This is a genomic window from [Mycobacterium] stephanolepidis, assembly GCF_002356335.1.
In the GTDB taxonomy this organism is placed as follows: domain Bacteria; phylum Actinomycetota; class Actinomycetes; order Mycobacteriales; family Mycobacteriaceae; genus Mycobacterium; species Mycobacterium stephanolepidis.
Genome location: NZ_AP018165.1, coordinates 3,827,973 through 3,847,309, shown reverse-complemented (window position 1 = coordinate 3,847,309; position 19,337 = coordinate 3,827,973). Strand labels below are relative to the sequence as shown.

Sequence of the window (19,337 nt, the reverse complement as noted above, 5' to 3'; positions counted from 1 at the left end):
TGGTGCGGCCATGACAGTCATCCTTGCCATCGAAAGCTCCTGCGACGAAACCGGAGTGGGTATCGCCGAGCTGACCCCCGACGGGTCGGTGGTGCTGTTGGCCGACGAGGTGGCCTCCAGCGTCGACGAGCACGCACGTTTCGGTGGGGTGGTACCCGAGATCGCCTCCCGCGCGCATCTGGAGGCACTCGGCGTCACCGCGCGGCGCGCGTTGGACACCGCCGGCGTGCAGAAGCCCGACGTGGTCGCCGCGACCATCGGTCCGGGTCTTGCGGGTGCGCTCCTGGTCGGGGTATCGGCCGCCAAGGGGCTGGCGCTGGCCTGGGGTGTGCCCTTCTATGGGGTGAACCATCTGGGCGGGCACATTGCCGCCGACGTCTACGAGAACGGGCCGCTGCCCGAATGCGTGGCGCTGTTGGTCTCGGGCGGGCACACCAGCCTGCTGCATGTGCGCTCGCTGGCCGAGCCCATCGAGGAACTCGGTGCCACAGTGGATGATGCCGCCGGTGAGGCCTACGACAAGGTCGCGCGGTTACTCGGCCTGGGGTACCCGGGCGGTAGGGTGCTCGACGAGCTTGCGCAACAAGGAGATTCATCGGCTGTCCCGTTTCCGCGAGGCATGACGGGGCCGCGCGACGACAGGCACAGTTTCAGCTTCTCGGGGCTTAAGACGGCCGTTGCGCGCTACATGGAAAAACACCGCGAAGACTCGGATTTCTCTGCCGCCGATGTGGCTGCGGGCTTTCAGGAGGCGGTCGCCGACGTGCTGACCATGAAGGCGGTGCGCGCGGCGACGGACCTGGGGGTCTCGACGCTGCTGATTGCCGGTGGTGTGGCCGCCAACTCGCGGGTGCGCGTACTTGCCGAGCAGCGGTGTGCCGAGGCCGGTCTGACGCTTCGCGTGCCACCGCTGCGGTTGTGCACCGACAACGGCGCCATGATCGCTTCCTTCGCGGCGCATCTGGTGGCTGCGGGCGCCGAGCCCTCCTCGCTGCAGGCCGCGGCGGATCCTGGGCTGCCGGTGGTGAAGGGGCAGGTGCGGTGACGGGCCCCAGCGACGGCGTGGCCGACCGCCTTGCCATCACCGATCTGTTGTATCGATACGCCGAACTGATGGACGCAGGGGACTTCGACGGAGTCGGGGAACTCCTCGGCCGCGGCTCCTTCGGCGGCGAGCAGGGCAGTGTGTCCGGCGCCTCGGCGATCACCAAGCTCTTCTTCACCACCACCCGTCGCTACCGCGAGACCGGTGGCACTCCGCGTACCAGGCATCTGGTGCTCAACCCGATCGTCGAGGTCGCGGGCGCCCACACGGCCTCGGCGCGGTCGACGTTTTGCGTGGTGCAGGCCACCGAGCAGCTGCCGCTGCAGCCGATTGTGGTGGGTCGATACCGGGATACGTTCGGTCGTGACGGGCACGGGTGGTATTTCAGCTCGCGCCGGGTGGATGTGGAGATGGTCGGCGATGTGTCGGCCCACCTGCTCATGGATCCGGGGGCCCTGAGCGGGTAACGACAACCCAGCCTTGAGCGCTAGCACTCTCATGTATAGAGTGCTAGATGGCGATCGGTTGACGTCGTGTCGGCACCCGCGACGACGGCGCGACACTCATCCGGCCGCCGAAGCATCTGTTGACAATCCGGCTCATGGGCATCAGGCCCACCGAGCCACCCTGAGAGGGAAAGGGATCACTGTGGCCGTGAACATCAAGCCACTCGAGGACAAGATCCTCGTTCAGGCCAATGAGGCCGAGACCACGACCGCGTCCGGTCTGGTCATCCCGGACACCGCCAAGGAGAAGCCGCAAGAAGGCACCGTCGTCGCAGTTGGCCCCGGCCGCTGGGATGAGGATGGCGAAAAGCGGATCCCCCTGGACGTGTCCGAGGGTGACGTCGTCATCTACAGCAAGTACGGCGGCACCGAGATCAAGTACAACGGCGAGGAGTACTTGATCCTGTCGGCTCGCGACGTGCTGGCTGTCGTTAGCAAGTAACACCGTGTGACCGCCCCGGAAACCACCTGCGTTGCAGGCGTTTTCCGGGGCGGCACGCGTTTTACCCATTCCTGTCGGTGCTGAATCAGCCGAATAGAGAGAACACATGAGCAAGCTGATCGAATTCAATGAGACCGCGCGCCGCGCCCTGGAAGCCGGGGTCAACAAGCTGGCCGACGCGGTCAAGGTCACGCTCGGTCCCCGCGGTCGGCACGTGGTGCTGGCCAAGGCATTCGGCGGTCCCGCCGTGACCAACGACGGTGTCACCATCGCCCGCGACATCGACCTGGAAGACCCCTTCGAAAACCTGGGTGCCCAGCTGGTCAAGGCAGTGGCGACCAAGACCAACGACGTCGCCGGTGACGGCACCACCACCGCCACGGTGTTGGCCCAGGCGCTGGTCAAGGCCGGTCTGCGCAATGTGGCCGCTGGTGCCAACCCGATTGCGCTCGGCGCCGGTATAGCCCGCGCCGCCGACGCGGTGTCCGAGCGTCTGCTGACGGTGGCCGCGCCGGTATCCGGTGAGCACGCCATCGCCCAGGTGGCCACGGTCTCCTCACGCGATCCGGAGATCGGCGAACTGGTCGGCGAGGCCATGACCAAGGTTGGCGGCGACGGTGTGGTCAGCGTCGAGGAATCGTCGACCATCAACACCGAGCTGGTCATCACCGACGGTGTGCAGTTCGACAAGGGCTATCTGTCGCAATACTTCGTGACCGACTTCGATGAGCAGAAGGCGATCCTGGAAGACGCGCTGGTGCTGCTGCACCGCGACAAGATCAGCTCGCTGCCCGACCTGCTGCCGCTGCTGGAGTTGGTGGCCAAGGAGGGCAAGCCGCTGCTGATCGTGGCCGAGGACGTGGAGGGTGAGCCGCTGTCCACTCTGGTCGTCAACGCGATCCGCAAGACTCTCAAGGCCGCCGCGGTGAAGGCGCCGTTCTTCGGCGACCGCCGCAAGGCGTTCCTGGAGGACCTGGCGATCGTCACCAACGCTCAGGTGGTCAACCCCGACGTGGGTCTGTCGCTGCGCGAGGCCGGCATCGAGGTGCTCGGCACCGCGCGCCGCATTGTGGTGAGCAAGGACGAGACGGTCATCGTCGAGGGCGGCGGCGCCGAGGACGCCATCAAGGCGCGTGTCGCTCAGCTGAAGGCGGAGATCGAGACCACCGACTCGGACTGGGACCGCGAGAAGCTGCAGGAGCGCCTGGCCAAGCTGGCCGGCGGTGTCGCGGTGATCAAGGTGGGTGCTGCCACCGACACCGCACTCAAGGAGCGCAAGCACCGTGTCGAGGACGCCGTCTCGGCGGCCAAGGCCGCCGTGGAGGAGGGCATCGTCGCCGGTGGCGGCAGTGCTCTGGTGCAGGCTCGTTCGGCCCTGGACGGTTTGCGTGTCGAGCTCAAGGGTGACGAGGCCAAGGGTGTCGACGTGTTCGAGGCCGCGTTGTCCGCGCCCCTGTTCTGGATCGCGACTAACGCCGGGCTGGACGGCGCCGTTGTGGTGAGCAAGGTGGCCGAGCTGGACGCGGGGCATGGCTTCAATGCGGCCACGCTGGAGTACGGCGACCTGATCGCCGATGGCGTCATCGATCCGGTGAAGGTGACCCGTTCGGCCGTCATCAACGCGGCATCCGCCGCACGGATGATCCTGACCACCGAGACCAGCATCGTCGAGAAGCCGGCCGAGGAAGCAGATCACGGGCACGGCCACCACGGCCACGCTCACTAGGCATACACACGAAAACACCCCCGGCCCAACAGGACCGGGGGTGTTTTCGTTTCTGTGAACTGCCTGTGTGGGTAAGTTTTCGGAATGCGTATTGCTTCGCTAATTCTGAGCTTCGTTGTTCTCGCTGGAGGTGTGGCCACGTGCTTCGTCGCCCCGGTCGCTCGTGCAGATTGTCGAGACGGAGCGATCAGCCCCGGACCTAACGGGACGTGTTCACTCTGTAGCGCTGGCCAGTGGACACACATAGACCGCCAGCTGTGCGTTGATTACCCGGAGTCGGAGCACTGCGCGGTGGCGACTTCTTCGCCCACTACGTCTGCCCCCGCCCCTGTTGTGCCACCCGCTGTCTCGCCTCCGCCTGTCGGTATCGGTGTTGGTGTCGGCACTCCGAACGTCCCTAATGTCGGCAGTCCGAACATCCCCAATGCCGGTTGCACCTGGGTCAACGGTTATACGAAGAGGAATGGCACCCGGGTAAGTGGTTATTGGCGGTGCTAGTCCGGGGTTGGGTTGCATAGGCGTCAGTCCATGCGGGCGGCCGAGGTTTACTGGACGGATGTCCACTCAGATGTCACGACTGACGGTGCTTGCCCTGGCCGGGCTGTTGCTCTCGGGCTGCGAGGCGAACGTCAGCTTGGGGTCATCGTCACCCGAGCTCGCCAAGGCGAAGCTGGAGCAGGGGCTTACGGACGGCATCAGGGACAAGACCGGGGTCACGCTCACCGGCGCCACGTGTGACGGGCCGTTGAAGGGTCAGAAGGGCGCAACTCAGCGGTGCGCGGTCGTCGATGCGGAGGGAAGGACGATCGACGTCACAGTCATGGCGACCGACGTCCAGGGATCGCAGATCGCTTTCAACTGGAAGGTCGATGACCGGCCGGCGGGCTCCGCCGCTTAGGTCGATCTCCGCAAACGTTGGGCCCCCGCCACCATCAGGTCGCGGGGGCCCAACGCATGCTGCACGTATTACGCGGAGCGACGTATCCCGCGGCGCAGGATCAGTTCGCGCTCGGACTCCGAAAGTCCACCCCAGATTCCGTAGGGCTCGGCGACGGCCAACGCATGTGCGCGGCACTGCACCAGCACCGGGCACGCCCGGCACATCTCCTTGGCCTTCATCTCGCGTTGAGCGCGGGCGCGGCCGCGTTCACCGTCGGGATGAAAGAACACTGACGAATCGACCCCTCGGCAAAGGCCCTTCATCTGCCAATCCCAAATATCTGCGTTGGGCCCAGGCAATTGCTGTGGCTGCGGCATGTGGTTAACCCTCTCGCTGCGCGCGCAGTCGACCTGCGCGTGAGTGAAGTAGCACCAGACGTGTCGCCGATGACAAGCGGTGTACACAAAGTAGGTGCGCGGTCGAAATCCAGTCAATAGGCGATGATCATGGCAACATCACGCCATTAGGTCCAGAATTAACATCACGTTCATCGTCTTTGCTCTTCGTTGGTACGTAACGCTCGCTCACCTGCGTGGTCAGCCCGTTTTGGCCGTGGGTTTTCCGTTTCCTTAACGTGGCGTTCGGCAACTGTTTACGCCATCCGTTGACGTGGATTTAACATCCGCTGCATCAACTGTTAACTCCATTTCTTGGGGAATTGGTACCGTGACCGCGCCCATGGTGACTTTCCGATCGTCCGCAGCAGCGGTGCTTACCGACGCCGCCTTCGGGCCGCTCCCAGCAATCTGGCCGCTTCCTCACGCTGCCACGCCCGAGGATGTGTGGCTGCGTGCCGTGGCCCTGGGGGGAGCAGGACGCTATGCCGCCGCGCATGCAGAGCTGGACGCCATCGCGGTGTCACGTCCCGGTGCGTTGGTCTCGCGCGCGCTGAGTACGCGCGCATCCCTGGTGCGTCAGCTTGGTTGGCATGCACAGGCACGCGGTTTGGACGGCCGAGCATTGGCGCTGGCCGATGGAGATGCCGAGGCGCGGTCCGATGCGCTCATCGGGCTGGCGGCGGATGCGCTGGGGCTGGCGCGGTTCCCGCTTGCTCACGCGTTACTGGAGCAGGCCGAGCCGTTGTCTGCGCACGGTGATGTTCGTTGGCCGTGGCGCCTGCCTTTGCGACTGGCCTGGGTGCGTGCAGAGCTGGCGATGGTCTCCGGGGACGGTGCGCGATCGCTGCGGTACGCCCGCGCCGCCGAAGGTCTCGCGCTCGACGTGCCCTCGGTAAGACACCAGGTCAAGACGGAAATGGTGCTCGCGGCGGCGCTCAGTAGTGCTGGTGATTTCGATGAGTCCGCGGCCGTCGCCGCCCGCGGATTAGAGGCCGCTACGGCGAACGCGCTGGTGCCGCTGCGCTGGGCGCTGTCCGCGATGTTGGCGAGTCTGCCTACTTCCGGGGAGGCGGGACAGGGCCACGAAGACCTTGTTGCTGTTCGCCGCGACTGTGCCGCCTGGATAGCCCATGCGGGCGGCCGTTGGCGTCTTGAGGCGGTGGACTAAATGCGTTCCCCGTCTGCAGCCAACGCTATTGTCCTAGGTAACAGCACCACCACGGTGCATCACACGTAACGCTGGGGAATGCGCAGTCGATGACAAGTACGGAGAGCGGGCTCGACGACGTCGTTGCTGCTGCCGTCAAAGGCGATCGCGACGCGCTCTCCGAGGTACTTAGTGCCATCAGGCCCGTCGTGGTGCGATATTGCCGCGCGCGGGTCGGCACGGCGGAAAGAAGTGGTCTCTCCGCAGACGACGTTGCGCAGGAGGTGTGTCTCGCGGTGATCGCAGCGCTGCCTCGCTATCAGGATCAGGGACGCCCGTTCCTGGCGTTTGTGTACGGCATTGCCGCGCACAAGGTGGCCGATGCGCATCGTGCGATGGCTCGAGACAAGTCCGATCCGGCCGAGAGCCTTCCGGAGCAGTTCGACCGCCATGCGGGGCCCGAGCAGGAGGCGTTGAACTCCGAGTCGGCGCGGCGGATGCAGGCACTGCTGGAGGTGTTGCCCGAGAAGCAACGCGAGATCCTGATCCTTCGGGTCGTCGTCGGCCTGTCGGCAGAGGAGACGGCCGATGCGGTGGGTAGTAGTGCGGGCGCGGTGCGGGTGGCGCAGCACCGGGCGTTGCAGAGACTGAAGGCAGAGATGACGCGGGCGGGCGGTGATCACCGTGGCTGATGGACGCGGATGGTTCCCCGGCGGCCAGGGCTGGCAGGAGAACGAGGGTCCCGAGGACCTGGCGGCATTGCGGCGCACCAATCGGATGATCGACGCCATCGCGGCGGATCTGCCGGTGGCGACTTCCGATTCCGACGAGTACGCCGTGGCGATGATGTTGGCGGCGTGGCGCGAGGATGTCGGGCGTGAACCGATGCCGGACAAACCCACTCTCGGGCAGGCGCGTAACGCATTGCGCGACCGTGGTGGTCGTTCCCGGCTGCTGGCCACGACGGTGGGTTCGGCCGCCGCCGTGACGTTGCTGTTCGGTGGATTCGGTGCGGCGGTATACCAATCGCACCCCGGTGACGCGTTGTACGGGCTGCGTACCTCGTTGTTCGGTGCGGGCCCGACGGTGCGCACCGATCCCGTGGTGCTCTCGGCGCAGACCGAACTCGCTCAGGTGGAAAAGCTTATTTCCCAAGGTGATTGGGAAGGGGCGCAGCAGCAGCTCGGGGTGGCGGCCGCGCGCGTCAACGAGGTCGGCGATGCCCAGCAGAAGGCCGAACTGGCCAGCCGGGTGCAGCAGGCGGAGGTCAGGATCGACGCCAAGGACCCCGTGGCGACGGTCCCGCCGGAGATGGTGACCGAGACTCCGCGAATCATGCTGTCACCTCCGGTGATTGCGGCCACCACGACCTCGACGACTTCCACGACGTCAACATCGACCTCGACGTCGGATACGACGTCCACGTCCACGACGCCGTCCACATCGACCTCGGAGACGACCGCCACGACCTCATCGCCAGCGGAGACCACCGGCTCGTCCGGTTCGACATCGACGAGCACTTCCGGCTCGACCTCGACCTCTGTGCCGGTGACGTCGACACCGTCGGTATCGACATCAACGGCGACGTCGACTCCGTCCATCGTGACGGAGACGTCGACGGCACCCTCGACGCTCGTGACATCCACCTCCGTCCCCGGGGTGACGACGTCGGTGCCGAGCGTGACGGTCAGCACCGTGGTGCCGTCAACGGCGCCGATCGTGACCGTCCCGACAACTCCCGGTGGGGTGACCATCGTCACGACCCCGCGCGGAGCCGTTGACACTCCGGTCATCACCGCGCCGACGACGATTCAGGCGCCGTCGCCGATCACCCGTACCCCTGACAACCCGGTGCCGATCTTCCAGGCACCCGTGAACAACCCCGGCTCCATCAACAGCCCGGGCTCCGGGAGCATCAATGGATTCCCCGGCGGTGCCGGGAGTGCGGGTTCGGGTGCAGACGGTCCGTCGCGGCACGCGCCGCCGATGACCTCGGTGCCGGTGGCGCCGGCCAATCCCGGGGGTGGATCGTCGAGCCACGGTAGTGGCTCGGGTGCGAGCGCGGGCGAGTAAGCCGAAAGCGGCTAAATCAGCGGAATCCGTCGCGGTCCGTCGCCGCCTCGTTGAGTGAGGCATCGGCATATCCGCGGCAGTAATCCCAGGTCACATAGGCTTCGGGCTCGGGATCGAAGGCAGGTTCGTGTGGACGGACGGTTCCGTCGACGAGCAACTGCAGCAGATTCGCGCGGAGCATGTCCCAGTCGTGATAGTGATCCTGCTGGCATTCGTCACAGCAAACGACCAGGCCGCGGATTCCCTTGTGGGCGAGCAGCGCCTCGTAGACCGCGAGGTCCGCGAGATCTTCCTCGACCGCGATCCGTTCCTGCGGGTCGAGCGGCTGGCCCGGCTCGATCGCATCGAGCGCGGCCGACGGATCATGGGGATCGTCGGCGAAGGGGTCAGGTGGCAATCCCGGCGGAAAGTGGTCGCGCACTCTCTTAGAGTACGCAATTCGCGGGTTCGCGCGCCAGCTCACCTGGGGCATGTCCGGGGATATCGAGTACGAGGCGAGCCGATAGGATGGTCATAATCCGCTCTATTGCGCATCCGTTGCGCACTGGGGATGTATACGACGGCTATCTGGCATGGAGGCTTGAATGACCATTGCGGCAGGGTCCGTCCACACCGGCGGCGACGATCCGCACAAGGTCGCCATGCTCGGTCTGACCTTCGATGATGTGCTGTTGCTGCCCGCGGCATCGGATGTGTTGCCGAACGGCGCGGACACCTCGTCTCAGCTGACCAAGCGGATCAGGCTCAATGTCCCGCTTGTCAGCTCGGCGATGGACACCGTGACCGAGGCCAGGATGGCTATCGCTATGGCGCGTGCCGGCGGAATGGGCGTGCTGCACCGCAACCTGTCTCTGGAGGATCAAGCCGGCCAGGTGGAGACCGTCAAGCGGTCCGAGGCCGGCATGGTGACCAACCCGGTGACGTGCTCGCCCGAGAACACCCTCGCCGAGGTCGACGCGCTCTGTGCGCGGTTCCGGATATCGGGTCTGCCGGTGGTGAATCCTCAGGGTGCACTCGTGGGGATCATCACCAACCGGGACATGCGGTTCGAGGCCGATCTGTCCAAGCCGGTCGCCGAGGTGATGACCAAGCCGCCGCTGATCACCGCGCGCCAGGGAGTGACTGCGGACGCCGCGCTGGGGCTGTTGCGGCGAAACAAGATCGAGAAGCTCCCGATCGTCGACGGTGACGGCCGTCTGACCGGCCTCATCACGGTCAAGGATTTCGCGAAGACCGAGCAGCATCCCAATGCCACCAAGGACAGCGACGGACGGCTTCTCGTCGGTGCGGCGGTCGGTGTGGGCGATGACGCGTGGACGCGGGCCATGGCGCTCGTGGACGCCGGCGTCGATGTGCTGATCGTGGACACCGCGCACGCGCACAACCGCAAGGTGCTGGACATGGTCGGCAAGCTCAAGGCCGAGGTGGGTGAGCGCGTCGACGTGGTCGGCGGAAACGTCGCCACCCGGTCGGGTGCCGCGGCGCTCATCGAGGCGGGCGCCGATGCGGTGAAGGTCGGCGTGGGTCCGGGCTCCATCTGCACCACCCGTGTGGTGGCCGGTGTGGGTGCACCGCAGATCACCGCGATCCTGGAGGCCTCGGCGGTCTGCCACCTGGCCGGTGTCCCGGTGATCGCCGACGGCGGCATGCAGTATTCGGGCGATATCGCCAAGGCGCTTGCCGCCGGTGCGTCCACGACGATGCTCGGGTCGCTGCTGGCGGGTACTGCCGAGTCGCCCGGTGAATTGATCTTCGTCAACGGCAAGCAGTTCAAGAGCTACCGCGGCATGGGGTCCATGGGGGCCATGCAGGGACGCGGTGCGGCCGGGAACACCGGACGGAGCTACTCGAAGGACCGCTACTTCCAGGACGACGTGTTGTCCGAGGACAAGCTGGTGCCCGAAGGTATCGAGGGCCGGGTCCCGTTCCGCGGCCCGTTGTCGACGGTCATGCATCAATTGACGGGTGGCCTGCGTGCTGCCATGGGGTACACCGGGGCGTCGAGCATCGAAGAGCTGCAGCGTGCCCAGTTTGTACAGATCACCGCGGCCGGGCTCAAGGAGAGCCATCCGCATGACATCACCATGACGGCCGAAGCGCCGAACTACTACGTGCGTTAACAGTCGGCACCGCAAAGGAAGTCAACATGCGTGACCTCGTCGAAATCGGCATGGGCAGAACAGCTCGTCGTACCTATGAACTCGATGACGTGAACATTGTCCCGTCGCGCCGCACGCGTTCCTCGCAGGACGTGTCGACGGCGTGGCAGCTCGATGCCTACCGCTTCGAGATTCCGGTGGTGGCACACCCCACCGACGCACTGGTTTCGCCGCGATTCGCCGTAGAGCTCGGGCGGGCCGGTGGGCTGGGTGTCATCAACGGTGAGGGATTGTGGGGTCGGCACGCAGATGTCGAGGCCCGCATCGCCGAGGTGGTCGAGGTCGCCCAGAAGGAGCCGGAGCCTTCCTCCGCGATTCGGTTGTTGCAGCAGTTGCATTCGGCGCCAATCGATCCCGAGTTACTGGCAGCGGCCATCGCCGAGGTTCGCGGTGCCGGAGTGACCACCGCCGTGCGGGTGAGCCCGCAGAATGCACAGCTGCTCACCCCGCACTTGATCTCTGCCGGTATCGACCTGCTGGTCATCCACGGCACCATCGTCTCGGCCGAGCGGGTGGCCCGTGACGGTGAGCCGCTCAACTTGAAAACCTTTATCTCCGAGCTGGATATCCCCGTCGTCGCCGGTGGCGTTATCGATCACCGCACGGCGCTGCATCTGATGCGCACGGGTGCCGCGGGTGTCATCGTCGGGTACGGGCAGACTGCGGGTGCGACGACCAGCGGCGAGGTACTGGGTATCAGCGTCGCGATGGCCACCGCCATCGCGGACGCCGCTGCGGCCCGCCGTGAATATCTCGACGAGACCGGCGGCCGCTATGTGCATGTGCTGGCCGACGGCGATATCCACACCTCGGGTGACCTCGCGAAGTCGATCGCCTGCGGTGCCGACGCCGTCGTGCTGGGGACGCCGCTGGCCGCCGCCCAGGAGGCCGCCGGTGACGGGTGGTTCTGGCCGAATGCTGCCGCGCATCCCTCGCTGCCTCGTGGCGCGCTGCTGCAGGTGGCCGTGGGGGAGCGGCCGCCGCTGAGCGAGGTGCTTGCCGGGCCTTCCGATGACCCGTTTGGCACGCTGAATCTTGTTGGTGGGCTCCGTCGTTCGATGGCGAAGTCCGGATACTGCGATCTGAAGGAATTTCAGAAGGTCGGGCTGACCGTCAACTCTTAGACATGTGTCTACTTAGGGTGACCTAATTTACATTACCCCCCTCGTTGTATTCCATACTGGGCAGTAACGTGACCATGCGGAGGTAGCCAACGATGTCATCACCGGCAGCAGTCCCTGTGAAAGCTCAAGCAGATACCGACTTTGACGTCCTTATCGTCGGATCCGGATTCGGCGGGAGCGTCACCGCCATGCGATTGACCGAAAAGGGTTACCGCGTGGGCGTCCTGGAGGCCGGCCGCCGGTTCTCGGACGAGGAGTTCGCCGAGACGTCGTGGAATCTGCGCAAGTTCCTGTGGGCGCCGATGTTCAAGTGCTTCGGGATTCAGCGGATCCACCTGCTGAGCAACTGCATGATCCTGGCGGGTGCCGGGGTGGGCGGTGGCTCGCTGAACTACGCCAACACCCTGTACGTGCCGCCGGAGCCCTTCTTCAGCGATCCGCAGTGGAGGGGCATCACCGACTGGCGTTCCGAGCTCTCGCCGCACTACGAGCAGGCGCAGCGGATGCTCGGCGTGGTGAAGAACCCCACCTTCACCGATGCGGACCGGCTCATCAAGGAAGTCGCCGACGATATGGGTGCCGGTGACACCTTCGTCGCCACGCCGGTGGGTGTGTACTTCGGGCCCGAGGGCGCCAAGGCGCCTGGAGTCAAGGTGGCCGATCCCTACTTCGGCGGTGCCGGACCCGACCGGGTGGGCTGCACCGAGTGCGGTTCCTGCATGACCGGTTGCCGGGTCGGCGCCAAGAACACCCTCGTCAAGAACTATCTGGGACTGGCCGAATCCTCTGGTGCCCAGGTTGTTCCGCTCACCACCGTCACCGCTGTGGAGGAGGGTGCCGACGGGATATGGCGAGTCTCCACCAAGACCACCGGTCGCTGGGTGCGCAAGCGGCGCAAGACCTACACGGCCAAGTACGTGGTGCTGGCCGCCGGAACCTGGGGCACCCAGAACCTGCTGTTCAAGATGAAGGACAAGGGTCTGCTGCCCAGGTTGTCGCAGCGCCTCGGTGTGCTGACCCGGACCAACTCCGAATCCATCGTCGGTGCAGGCCGATTGGAGTACAAGGACGATCTGGACCTCACTCACGGGGTGGCCATCACGTCCTCGTTCCACCCGACTAGTGACACGCATATCGAGCCGGTGCGCTACGGCAAGGGTTCCAACGCGATGGGCCTACTGCAGACCCTGATGACCGATGGAGACGGCGGGAAGTCACGGTGGCGTCAGCTCATCGAGGCCGCCCGTGCCGATCCGAGGGGCACCTTGCGCATGCTCAACGTGACGCAGTGGAGCGAGCGCACCGTGATCGCCCTCGTCATGCAGCACCTGGACAACTCGATCACCACGTTCACCAAGAAGACGTTGTTCTGGCGGCGCCTCGACAGCAAGCAGGGCCACGGCGAGCCCAACCCCACCTGGATTCCCGCGGGCAACGAGGCCACCAGGCGACTGGCCGCCAAGATCGACGGTGTGGCCGGTGGCACCTGGGGCGAGCTGTTCAACATCCCGCTGACCGCGCACTTCCTGGGTGGGGCTGTGATCGGAACAAGCCCGGAAGACGGCGTCATCGATCCGTATCACCGGGTGTATGGCTACCCGACCATGTACGTCGTGGACGGTGCGGCCATCTCGGCCAACCTGGGCGTCAACCCGTCGCTGAGCATCACCGCACAGGCGGAGCGAGCGGCGTCGTTGTGGCCCAACAAGGGCGAGACGGATCTGCGACCGGAGCAGGGTCTGCCGTATCAGCGGATGGCGGCGGTGCCTCCGTCGCACCCCGTCGTCCCGGCAGGTGCGCCCGGTGCATTGCGGAGTCTGCCGATCGAACCGGTGCGGTCGGTCAGCTAGTCCCCCGCAAGCGGGAAGTAGCCCCAGCGCCACTAAGCTAAGCCGGTGGCGCAAACGGAGCAGCATGGCGACCGACCGGTTCTGGTCATTGACTTCGGGGCACAGTACGCGCAGCTGATCGCACGGCGCGTGCGTGAAGCGCGGGTGTTCTCCGAGGTGATCCCGCACTCGGCGAGCATCGATGAGATCAAGGAACGCAACCCTCGGGCCATCGTCCTGTCCGGTGGTCCGTCGAGCGTCTACGAAGAGGGTGCACCTCAACTCGACCCCGCCGTATTCGATTTGGATGTTCCGGTTTTCGGTATCTGCTACGGCTTTCAGGCGATGGCGCAGGTGCTCGGCGGAACCGTCGCACACACCGGCACCAGTGAGTACGGCCGCACCGAGCTCAAGGTCGTGGGCGGAGATCTGCACGAGGGGCTGCCCGACGTCCAACCCGTGTGGATGAGCCACGGCGATGCGGTCACCGAAGCGCCCCAAGGTTTTACCGTGGTCGCTAGCAGCGAGGGTGCTCCCGTGGCGGCGTTCGAGGATCGGGCGCGGCGCCTGGCCGGGGTGCAGTACCACCCAGAGGTGCTGCATTCGCCGCACGGACAGCAGGTGCTCAGCCGCTTTCTGCATGAGTTCGCGGGCATCGAATCGGCATGGACGGCAGCCAATATCGCCGAATCGCTGGTCGAGCAGGTACGTGCGCAGATCGGGGACGGGCGTGCGCTGTGTGGGCTGTCCGGCGGGGTGGACTCGGCGGTGGCGGCGGCCCTGGTGCAACGCGCCATCGGCGACAAGCTGACCTGTGTGTTCGTTGACCACGGACTGCTGCGCAGCGGCGAGCGGGCGCAGGTGGAGCACGACTTCGTGGCGGCCACGGGCGCCAAGCTGGTGACTGTCGATGTCGCGGAGACGTTCTTGGGTGAGCTGGCCGGTGTCAGCGATCCGGAGACCAAGCGCAAGATCATTGGCCGTGAATTCATCCGGGCGTTCGAGGGCGCTGTCTCCGATGCGATCGGTAACTCGGAGGACGGTATCGAGTTCCTGGTGCAGGGCACGCTGTACCCCGATGTCGTCGAATCCGGGGGTGGCAGTGGCACCGCCAACATCAAGAGCCACCACAACGTGGGCGGACTCCCCGAAGATCTGACCTTCACCCTGGTGGAGCCGCTGCGGCTGCTGTTCAAGGACGAGGTCCGCGCGGTGGGCCGTGAACTGGGTCTACCCGAGGAAATCGTTGGCCGGCAACCGTTCCCGGGGCCGGGGCTGGCCATCAGGATCGTCGGTGAGGTTACTTCCGATCGGTTGGATACCCTGCGCCGTGCCGATGCCATTGCGCGCGAGGAACTTACTGCCGCTGGTCAGGACCGCAATATCTGGCAGTGCCCGGTGGTGCTGTTGGCCGATGTGCGCTCGGTCGGTGTGCAGGGCGACGGACGTACCTACGGGCACCCGATCGTGTTGCGGCCGGTGTCCAGTGAGGACGCGATGACCGCTGACTGGACCCGCCTGCCGTATGAGGTGCTGGAGCGGATCTCGACGCGGATCACCAACGAGGTTCCCGAGGTGAACCGGGTGGTGCTGGATATCACCAGCAAGCCGCCCGGCACCATTGAATGGGAGTGAGCTACCTAGGTTCGGTTACGGCGGGTCGGAACTGCCACCAGCGCAACGCCGATGGCGATCGCCACGGCAATCGCGACCCAGCCGAGCAGATTGCTGTGCACCAGCGCTCCGAAGTCCTGGCCGGTCAGGGCCCAGCCTCCGACGAGCAGGGCGACCAGTCCGGACAGTGCCAGCAGGATTGATGGTCTGCCCTTCTCATCGGCGTCGGTCTCTGATGTCGACTCCACGGGGGTTTCCGCGGCGAGCTCATTGTCGGTGCCGGTCGTTGGTTCGTCGATGTTCTCAGACACGTTGCACCTCAATGCTTCCTATATTTGCCGTTGCGTTGATTGTCAGGACGGGGCCGACACCCTTGGGCGAGGGCAGGCAATCGAAGCTGCCCATGCCCACCTCGCATGAGGTGCGTACATTCATCGAGGGGGGAACCAGCACCTGGATATCGCCCATCCCGACGTCGAGGTAGACCGTTTTATCGTTGGTGAGCGTGACCTGCGTGAGGTCAAGGGTGATGGTGCCGACGCCGACCTCGTAGTAGTCCTCGATATCGGAAGCCTCTGTGACACGGTAACTTTGGTCGCCGACGTTGAGTGATACCTCAAGCGGACCGATGGAGGATGCCACGACGACGAATCCTGCCAGCGGAATCGCCAGGAAGAGCAGTGAGTAGCCGCTGCGAAGCCATGCACCTACCAGCAGGCCCACCCCGAGGACGACCAGTGCCGCTGCCGCGACCACGACGGGTGTCACCCAGTCGGCGCCCAATAGTCCGATGGCCACCAGCAGAGCGCTGACGATGAGTGCCGCACCGATGGTTACCTTGGGCACGGGCGACTTGGGTTTGGCCGGAGGCGCCGGCAGGGGAGCCGGATCGGGCAGATCCCAGGCGAAAGGGGCCGCCCGCAGTGGATCCCAGTTGGGCGGTGGAGGCGGTAAGAGGAGGCCGGTGGCCGCGGTGTGGCTGTTCGATTCGTCATCTTCGGCCGGGCCGGGCTGCGTCGTCGAACTCGCCGGAGGTGGCGGAGTTTGGGTTTGGCGCTGATAGAGCAGATACCAGCCGCCGAGCAGGACAACGGCACTGACGAATCCCCAGGGGTCGCGGTCGGGGTCGATGAACGGTCCGCCGACAAGCAGCAGGACGATGATCCAGAAGACCATCTTCACCTTGGACTCGTGGTACGGGGTGGTGTAGCGGGCGGTGGGCATCAGCAACCAGCACGCCACATACATGATGGCGCCCGCGCCACCGAAAATTGTTGTGACCACGAAGATTACGCGCACCAGCAGCGGGTCCACGTTGTACCGGTAGCCGATTCCCGCGGCAATACCGGCGAGCTTGCCGTGCCCGGGCAGCCGCAACGGCCGCGTCCGCCACATGTCTCCAAGCGTGGAGGACGGCGTCCGTTTGGTGGTGGTATCCGTGTCCATGACAGCTATGTTGCCCAGTCGGGGGCATGTCCGCCATCAGGATTCACCCTGATCTTTGCAAGGTAGGGGTTCAGGGATAAGCCCGATGCCCTATGGAGCTTTGCCATGGCAGTATCGCAGAGGTGAGTCCCACGTTTCGGAATGCCTTCGCCAGCGGGAATCGGCTGACTGCTGCCCCGCCGTTGCGTCGGCGTACCGGTGGGCGGGTGATCGCCGGGGTCGCCGGGGGGCTCGCCGATCATCTCGACGTTCCGGTGTTTCGGGTGCGGTTGGCCTTTGCAGTGCTTGGTGCGGCCAGCGGGATGGGCATCGCGGCGTACGGGCTGTTGTGGCTGCTGATGCCGCCGGGCGACGATGTCGCCGCTGTCAGCGCAACGGACCGCCGACGGGCGACGGGGCTGCTGTTGTTGAGTCTTGCCGCGCTGATCATCTTGATGTCGACTGTCAGCGGTTCGACGGCGGCACTGGTTTTCCCCATCGTGCTGGCGCTGGTCGGGCTCGCCGTGGTGTGGCGCGAATTCGATTCGCAGGGGCCGAGTTCGGCCGTGCTCGGGGAGTCGGGCAAATCGTCGCTATTGACCGTGGTTCGGGTGATCGCCGGTGCCGCACTGGTCTTCGGCGGGATCGCGGTGGTGGTCTTGCGCAATGTAGATCTGTCCTCGCTGCGCGACTCGTTGGTGGCGATCGCGGCCACCCTGGTGGGCGCAATACTGCTGACAGTGCCGTTGTGGTTGCGGTTGTGGCGTGCTCTCGGTGCCGAGCGTGCTGCTCGCATCCGTACCGAGGAGCGTGAAGAGATCGCCTCGCATCTACACGATTCGGTGCTGCAGACGCTGGCGCTGATCCAGAAGCGGACAGATAACCCCAGCGAGGTGCTGCGGCTGGCTCGCAGCCAGGAACGGGAACTGCGCAGCTGGTTGTTCTCTGCGGGGGTGTCCTCCGACTCGTCTCTGGCGCAGGAGCTACGCACCGTTGCCGGAGAGGTGGAGGATGCGCACACCGTGGTGGTCAGTTCGGTGATCGTCGGTGATGCCGACCTATCTCTGGAACCCGAGACCAGACGGGCGCTGATCGGGGCAACCCGCGAGGCACTCGTCAACGCTGCCAAGCATTCCGGGCAATCGGATATCAACCTGTACGCCGAGGTGGAACCCGGCCAGATCAGTGTTTTCGTCAGGGATCGGGGCAAGGGGTTTGATCTGGAGACGGTGCCGCAGGACCGGCAGGGCATCGTGCGCTCCATCAAAGCCAGGGTGATGCGCCGGGGTGGGCAGGTGCAGATCAAGTCGGAGATCGGCAAGGGCACCGAGGTGCGAATGACCATGCCGTACAAGCTCTACGACGTCGACGAGAAAGAAGAGTGATGCTGCGGGTATTCCTGGTCGACGATCATGGGGTGTTCCGGTCCGGGGTGCGGGCCGAACTGGCCGGTGAATCGGATATCGAGATCGTGGGCGAGGCGGGTTCGGTTGTCGAGGCGGTCGCCGGAATACGCTCCAGTGCACCGGATGTGGTGTTGCTCGATGTGCACATGCCCTCTGGCGGTGGGGTCGCCGTCATCAACGGAGTAGGCGGCTCGGGACCGGTCTTTCTTGCCCTCAGTGTGTCGGATGCCGCCGAGGACGTCATCGCGGTGATTCGTGCGGGAGCCAGAGGCTATGTCACCAAGACGATTTCGGGGAGTGAGCTCGCCGAGGCCGTGCGCCGGGTGGCTGGTGGGGATGCGGTGTTCAGTCCTCGGCTTGCCGGATTCGTGCTCGATTCGTTCACCGGGCGGTCGAATACCCCGGAGCCGGCATTGGATCCGGAGCTGGATTCGCTGACCCCACGCGAGCTTGAGGTGCTGCGGCTCCTCGCTCGCGGGTACACCTACCGGGAGATCGCCGAGGATCTGGTGATCTCGGTCAAGACGGTGGAGACGCACGCCTCTAACGTGCTGCGTAAGACTCAGCAGTCCAATCGCAACGCGTTGACCCGCTGGGCGCACACTCGCCAGCTCGACTAGGTCTCGTCGATACTCCGCCTCATGGCGGATATGTGCGATACGAATCCGCTGCGACACGGCGTGTCGGCAGAGCGGCCCAGTCTCTACCTCCTGCCTTGACGGTTGTCGGTGGCGAGGTGTTTACTCCAGACATCGAACATATGTTCTATTCGAATGTGTCTGGAGGTGCGGTTGTGACGGCAGTGGCGGCCGCCGATGAGATGCTGGTCAACCGTGCTGACCAGCTACAAAAGCTCCGGCAGCAGATGGCTGCGATATCGGGAAAGGTTGGCGGAGACAGGTCATCGGCGGGGCGGTTTCACGAGGTGCTGCCGGATGCTCAATCTTTGCTGCCGGTATCCGATGCGCTGGCCAGCTCGATAGGTCACGTGTTGCGGCGCGGCACGGTTGCGGTGGCCAGCGGAGCCCGGTCGTTGCCCTTGGACGTGGTGGCTTCGGTGACCGCGTCGGGCGGGTACGCCGCGATTGTGGGCATGCCGGAGGTGAGTGTGTTGGCAGCGGTGGAAAGAGGAGCAGACCTGAGCCGCCTGGCATTGATTCCTCGCCCGGGCCTGAGTGCGGTGGAGGTGGCCTCGGTACTCATGGACGGGATGGATCTGGTGGTGCTGGGTCTGGGAGGGCGAAAGGTGACCTCGACGTCGGCGCGCGCGATAGTGGCCCGGGCGCACAGCAACGGATGCACGCTGTTGGTTGCCGATGGGGACTGGGAAGGCGCCGCGGTGCGGTTGCAGGCGCGGGTAACCGGCTATGACGGGGTGTCCGCCTGTGGTCTGGGCCGAATTCGTGGGGTGCGGACGGCGGTCCGGGCGACGGGGCGCAGGGCACCCAGAGTGGCCGGGTCGGCCACATCCGGCTCCAGAGCTGCCGGGGAGGTGTGTGGCAGCCGTGGCTCGATCAGGTCCGCCTAAACGACAGCGTAAAGCTCCACGGGTGCTGGCGATTT

General features: G+C 65.4%; 19 protein-coding genes. 15 read left to right on the top strand and 4 right to left on the bottom strand.

The genetic code is table 11. The annotated features are described in order from the left end of the window. Nucleotides 1–10 precede the first annotated feature (10 nt). From tsaD to MSTE_RS19105, 5 genes are all read left to right on the top strand, one after another. Nucleotides 11–1,045 (top strand): tRNA (adenosine(37)-N6)-threonylcarbamoyltransferase complex transferase subunit TsaD, encoded by a 1,035-nt coding sequence (gene tsaD, locus MSTE_RS19125; protein WP_096503602.1) that lies wholly within the window; start codon nt 11–13, stop codon nt 1,043–1,045. Next, entirely contained in the window at nt 1,042–1,512 is a 471-nt protein-coding gene (locus tag MSTE_RS19120) for a nuclear transport factor 2 family protein (protein ID WP_269458216.1), read from the top strand. Before tsaD ends, MSTE_RS19120 begins: the two co-directional genes overlap by 4 nt. Nucleotides 1,513–1,693: 181 nt before the next feature. Beyond that, nucleotides 1,694–1,993, top strand: coding sequence for a co-chaperone GroES (gene groES, locus MSTE_RS19115; protein WP_005056050.1), 300 nt, complete (start codon nt 1,694–1,696; stop codon nt 1,991–1,993). Between the two features lie 106 nt (nt 1,994–2,099). Further along, nucleotides 2,100–3,719 (top strand): chaperonin GroEL, encoded by a 1,620-nt coding sequence (gene groL, locus MSTE_RS19110; protein WP_096503600.1) that lies wholly within the window; start codon nt 2,100–2,102, stop codon nt 3,717–3,719. Nucleotides 3,720–4,287: 568 nt separating this feature from the next. After that, nucleotides 4,288–4,617 carry a DUF4333 domain-containing protein gene (locus MSTE_RS19105; protein ID WP_096506112.1) on the top strand — a complete coding sequence of 110 codons (330 nt, stop codon included), beginning with the start codon at nt 4,288–4,290 and terminating at the stop codon, nt 4,615–4,617. Nucleotides 4,618–4,685: 68 nt separating this feature from the next. Here MSTE_RS19105 and MSTE_RS19100 read toward each other — a convergent pair whose 3' ends face one another. Then, on the bottom strand, nt 4,686–4,976 hold the full coding sequence (locus MSTE_RS19100; protein ID WP_030096777.1) for a WhiB family transcriptional regulator: 291 nt from the start codon (nt 4,974–4,976) through the stop codon (nt 4,686–4,688). 361 nt (nt 4,977–5,337) lie between these two features. On the opposite strand from MSTE_RS19100, the gene MSTE_RS19095 reads away from it, so the two are divergent. The 3 genes from MSTE_RS19095 to MSTE_RS19085 all read left to right on the top strand — a co-directional run bounded on the left by MSTE_RS19095 (nt 5,338) and on the right by MSTE_RS19085 (nt 8,217). Further along, nucleotides 5,338–6,165 carry a hypothetical protein gene (locus MSTE_RS19095; protein WP_096506110.1) on the top strand — a complete coding sequence of 276 codons (828 nt, stop codon included), beginning with the start codon at nt 5,338–5,340 and terminating at the stop codon, nt 6,163–6,165. An 89-nt stretch (nt 6,166–6,254) separates the two neighbouring features. Continuing rightward, nucleotides 6,255–6,836, top strand: a complete 582-nt coding sequence (locus MSTE_RS19090; RefSeq protein WP_046254595.1) for a sigma-70 family RNA polymerase sigma factor — start codon at nt 6,255–6,257, stop codon at nt 6,834–6,836. Continuing rightward, nucleotides 6,829–8,217, top strand: a complete 1,389-nt coding sequence (locus tag MSTE_RS19085) for an anti-sigma-D factor RsdA (RefSeq protein WP_096506108.1) — start codon at nt 6,829–6,831, stop codon at nt 8,215–8,217. Before MSTE_RS19090 ends, MSTE_RS19085 begins: the two co-directional genes overlap by 8 nt. A gap of 16 nt (nt 8,218–8,233) precedes the next feature. Here MSTE_RS19085 and MSTE_RS19080 read toward each other — a convergent pair whose 3' ends face one another. Then, on the bottom strand, nt 8,234–8,638 hold the full coding sequence (locus tag MSTE_RS19080; protein ID WP_005056069.1) for a DUF5319 domain-containing protein: 405 nt from the start codon (nt 8,636–8,638) through the stop codon (nt 8,234–8,236). Between the two features lie 163 nt (nt 8,639–8,801). Here MSTE_RS19080 and guaB point away from each other — a divergent pair, with 163 nt between their 5' ends. The 4 genes from guaB to guaA all read left to right on the top strand — a co-directional run bounded on the left by guaB (nt 8,802) and on the right by guaA (nt 14,964). Next, on the top strand, nt 8,802–10,337 hold the full coding sequence (gene guaB / locus MSTE_RS19075; RefSeq protein WP_030096781.1) for an IMP dehydrogenase: 1,536 nt from the start codon (nt 8,802–8,804) through the stop codon (nt 10,335–10,337). A gap of 26 nt (nt 10,338–10,363) precedes the next feature. Further along, on the top strand, nt 10,364–11,500 hold the full coding sequence (locus tag MSTE_RS19070; RefSeq protein WP_096503598.1) for a GuaB3 family IMP dehydrogenase-related protein: 1,137 nt from the start codon (nt 10,364–10,366) through the stop codon (nt 11,498–11,500). A gap of 92 nt (nt 11,501–11,592) precedes the next feature. Continuing rightward, complete coding sequence (locus MSTE_RS19065) at nt 11,593–13,350, top strand: FAD-dependent oxidoreductase (protein WP_096503596.1); 1,758 nt, start codon at nt 11,593–11,595, stop codon at nt 13,348–13,350. Between the two features lie 45 nt (nt 13,351–13,395). Then, a complete protein-coding gene (guaA, locus tag MSTE_RS19060; RefSeq protein ID WP_096503594.1) occupies nt 13,396–14,964 on the top strand; it encodes a glutamine-hydrolyzing GMP synthase in 1,569 nt (522 codons plus the stop codon). Nucleotides 14,965–14,969: 5 nt separating this feature from the next. Here guaA and MSTE_RS19055 read toward each other — a convergent pair whose 3' ends face one another. Next, the gene (locus tag MSTE_RS19055; protein ID WP_096503592.1) at nt 14,970–15,254 is read right to left on the bottom strand and encodes a tetraspanin family protein; all 285 of its coding nucleotides are present in this window, start codon (nt 15,252–15,254) and stop codon (nt 14,970–14,972) included. Further along, nucleotides 15,247–16,389: a PspC domain-containing protein gene (locus tag MSTE_RS19050; RefSeq protein WP_096503590.1), complete on the bottom strand. Its 1,143-nt coding sequence runs from the start codon at nt 16,387–16,389 to the stop codon at nt 15,247–15,249. Before MSTE_RS19050 ends, MSTE_RS19055 begins: the two co-directional genes overlap by 8 nt. Before the next feature lie 92 nt (nt 16,390–16,481). Here MSTE_RS19050 and MSTE_RS19045 point away from each other — a divergent pair, with 92 nt between their 5' ends. The 3 genes from MSTE_RS19045 (at nt 16,482) to MSTE_RS19035 (ending at nt 19,302) form a co-directional block, all read left to right on the top strand. Continuing rightward, nucleotides 16,482–17,753, top strand: coding sequence for an ATP-binding protein (locus MSTE_RS19045; RefSeq protein ID WP_269458215.1), 1,272 nt, complete (start codon nt 16,482–16,484; stop codon nt 17,751–17,753). Nucleotides 17,754–17,755: 2 nt separating this feature from the next. Beyond that, nucleotides 17,756–18,394: a response regulator gene (locus MSTE_RS19040; protein ID WP_191985278.1), complete on the top strand. Its 639-nt coding sequence runs from the start codon at nt 17,756–17,758 to the stop codon at nt 18,392–18,394. Nucleotides 18,395–18,567: 173 nt separating this feature from the next. Next, nucleotides 18,568–19,302 carry a hypothetical protein gene (locus MSTE_RS19035; RefSeq protein WP_231896926.1) on the top strand — a complete coding sequence of 245 codons (735 nt, stop codon included), beginning with the start codon at nt 18,568–18,570 and terminating at the stop codon, nt 19,300–19,302. Nucleotides 19,303–19,337 lie beyond the last annotated feature (35 nt).